This is a genomic window from uncultured Sphingomonas sp., assembly GCF_946477935.1.
Lineage (GTDB): Bacteria > Pseudomonadota > Alphaproteobacteria > Sphingomonadales > Sphingomonadaceae > Sphingomonas.
The window spans coordinates 1-2,942 of the sequence record NZ_CAMLAC010000331.1; the positions used below are offsets into that span (position 1 = coordinate 1).

Annotated in this window: 4 protein-coding genes; all 4 read right to left on the reverse strand. The window is 67.1% G+C overall.

The window, feature by feature from the left end; genetic code table 11:
- On the reverse strand, positions 1-1,064 hold a 1,064-nt coding region (locus Q0U08_RS19425), incomplete at its 3' end, for a hypothetical protein (RefSeq protein ID WP_298093417.1).
- A gap of 24 nt (positions 1,065-1,088) precedes the next feature.
- Positions 1,089-2,210, reverse strand: coding sequence for a hypothetical protein (locus Q0U08_RS19430; RefSeq protein WP_298093418.1), 1,122 nt, complete (start codon positions 2,208-2,210; stop codon positions 1,089-1,091).
- Positions 2,207-2,614, reverse strand: coding sequence for a hypothetical protein (locus Q0U08_RS19435; RefSeq protein ID WP_298093420.1), 408 nt, complete (start codon positions 2,612-2,614; stop codon positions 2,207-2,209). Before Q0U08_RS19435 ends, Q0U08_RS19430 begins: the two co-directional genes overlap by 4 nt.
- A 20-nt stretch (positions 2,615-2,634) precedes the next feature.
- A partial coding sequence (locus Q0U08_RS19440) for a hypothetical protein (protein ID WP_298093421.1) occupies positions 2,635-2,942 on the reverse strand: 308 nt, incomplete at its 5' end.

Consider the following 2,942-nt stretch of genomic DNA (forward strand, 5'->3'; position numbering starts at 1 on the left):
GCCTCCCCGAACCCCTCCGCCTCGCCCTCGTCCACAACCGACCGCGGCGCGACATCGAGGTGGAAGTGCAGCAATAGCGGCGCGGGGCCGTGCCAGTTCAGCCCGGTGACCTGCTTTGCCTTGTTGCGCCTCACATCACCCTTGAAGATGACATGGCGCCGTCCGAGCTCGCGGTTGATCGCATCGGCGACCGCGAAGTCGTTATAGATGACGCGCCACTGCGCATCGACGGCACGCGCCGCCGCGTCGATCGCGCGCAACAGGCGCAGCGCCTCGTCATGCCGGTAGAAGCCGCGCGCGTCGGTGCCGGACAGCCATAGATCGAGCGAATAGCCCCGATCGTTGAACGCACCGCCCCCATGCCGGGGATAGTTGGTCATGCCGACCGTCTTGTGCCGCCCCCGCAAGGCGCGTGCGAAGCGCAAGGTGAATGGCGCGACCTTGGCCCCCGCAATCGACCTGCCCTTCCTGTCCACGCTGTCCAGCGACCCGCCGACCAGACGATCCGCGACGAGCGGCACGCGCGCGGCCGGTGGTGCCAGGTCGACGGATGCCCCGCCCCGGCCGCCCTCCGTCTTGAAGCGCATCGCCTCCTCGCGACCGACCATCCACGCCCGCGTTACCCGCTCCCAGAGATCCGGTGTTCCAGCCTTTCCGCGCCAGCGCAGCCGGGCGGCGGCCAAAGTGTCCTCATGGTCACGCAACAGGCCCCGGCGCATCGCATCGGCGCTTGGCTCCCCTTTCAACCGTTGCGACCATTCGCGCCCCAGCCGCTCGCAGAATGCCTCGACGGTCTCGCTCGCGCCCGATCCGGCGGGAGCCTCTAGCCATTCAGCCTCCAGCCATTCGGCATCGCTCGCTGCGGCCGCTTCATGTTCCGCGCTCTGCACCTCGCCGAGAAAACGAGGATCTTCGTCGTCCTGCGGCGCGTAGGATTCCGCGGAAAGATAGCCTTCCTCGCCCAGTTCCAGCGCCGGTTGCCAAGAACGATCCTCGGCGGCGTCGTAATCCTCCGCCAGTGCGCTCTCGAAGTACAGCGAGTCGAAGCGGCCATTGCCTTGCATGATGCCCTCCCAGGCTGCGTCCGTTCAGCGCGCGGCGACCAGCCGCGGCTTGGCCGACTCGACCGGCCGGCTGCGTGCCTTCAGATCCTTGCCCGTGGCAGCCGCCCATTCGGTGATGACCCTGCGGCTGTCGGCACCGATCGGCTTACCGGTCTGCCCGCTCGGGTTCGTTTCCAGATAGAGCTGCCAGGCATTGCCCGGCCCGCTCACCAGCCCACCCTCGATCGCGTACAGGAACTTCGACAGCGATTCCGCCATGGAGAAGAAGGCTGCACTCTTGCTGTGCGCCGGAAGGCCGACCCGTTCGCCGATCAGTTGCAGGCGGTTGGCCGGGCTGGTCGCGCTCGCGCCCAGGTCGGTGACGATCGGATTGTTGGTGGAAACCGTCAGCTCGGCCCATCCAAGCGCCGTCGCCGCGGCAAGCTCCTCCCGCGCGATCAGCTTGTTCTGACGGCGCGAGCGGAGCACATAGCCGAGCTCTTCGGCGATCCGGTAGATGCGGTCGTCATCGGACGCGTCCTCGCCGGAATAATTGTGGACGTTCGTCATCGCCCGCCACAATTCGTACAGCAGTTCCTCGAACAGCCGGACGAAGCTGCCATTGCTCGCTGCCGGGCGGTCATAGACGGGTGGGCGGTTCTGATCGTCGCCGAATGCCAGATCCAGCCCGAACAGCCGCCAATAGGCGTTGCGTCGTACCGCTTCGGCATCGGGCCGCACGCCGCTGGTCGACAGCCATGACGGCACCGGGTTCGCCGCGCCGAACAGCAGTGCCTCGGTGGCATCCAGCCATTGCTGCGTCTCGATCTTGGGCACGCCCAGCCCCTCGCCGGAGCGATACTCCCGGACCACCCGTCGCAGGATCTGGACGATGCGGGTATTCTCCAGCACGTAGCTGTAGCCCAGATGGTCCCATGCCGGCAGCGCAGCCGGCACGAACGCCGCGGCGGCATATTCGCCGGTACCCCAGAGCGTCCGGCGCGCCTTGCCCGCCGAAAGCTGCGAGCCCCATGGCAGGGTCAGGTCCCAGAGCTGCTCCATGTGGAGCGTCAGGTCGAACGGATCGGCGGTAAGCACCTCCAGCGCGGCCTGCTCCTTGCTGACGCTCCGGGCGTTGACGATCCGGTGAACGAGAAGCGGGATCATGACACAAGGCTCCCTTTGCCGACATTCGCGATCCCGCGGATCGCCCCCTCGTCGCTGACCTGCGAGAAGTCTTGCCGTTCCAGCGCTTTTTGCAGCGTCTCCAGCCTGCGGTTGGTGTCCTGGTCCAGTTCGCCATAATCGCGCCCGATGGTGCGCAGTGGCCCCATCTGCTCGCGCAGCAGCTTGCCCATCTCGTCGAACCCGCTGACGACCACGCGATCGACCGAGTTCGCGGCCAGCAATTGGGAGAACAGTTCGAGCAACTGTTTCTGCATGTCGTTGTCGCGGCGGTTGAGCTGTTCCCACATCTGGTTGTCGCGCGCCATCATCTGGTTCATCCATTCCCCCAGCGGGATGGCGGCAAGAACTTCCGGCGCGTCGGGCGGTGTGTTCGATCTGACCATGTCCAGGGCTCCTTTGTCGATTATGCGGCCAGTGCCACGGGCGCAGCCAGCCAGGTGCGGGCGCGCTCGATCCACTGGGGTGCGGTGTCCGGGTTCTCGGCTTCGCGCAGCCCGGCCAGGGCGATGATGCGAATGCCCTCGCGGTGCCGCCAGTGCGGTGACGTCCACAGGGCCGAGCCTGCGCTGCGTTCCAGCTCGGTCAGTGCCGCGGGCGACACGCGGGCCGGATCATAGATACTCGTCATCGGCTTGCCCCCCAGCGCCGGCACGGGCGCGTTCAGGCAGGCGGCGGCGATGCGAGGCATCGCCGCGCGCGATCGCCGATACA

Coding starts and splice junctions, on each gene's coding strand:
- Q0U08_RS19430 (WP_298093418.1), bottom strand. CDS start 2,210: ATGATCCCGCTTCTCGTTCACCGGATCGTCAACGCCCGGAGCGTCAGC.
- Q0U08_RS19435 (WP_298093420.1), bottom strand. CDS start 2,614: ATGGTCAGATCGAACACACCGCCCGACGCGCCGGAAGTTCTTGCCGCC.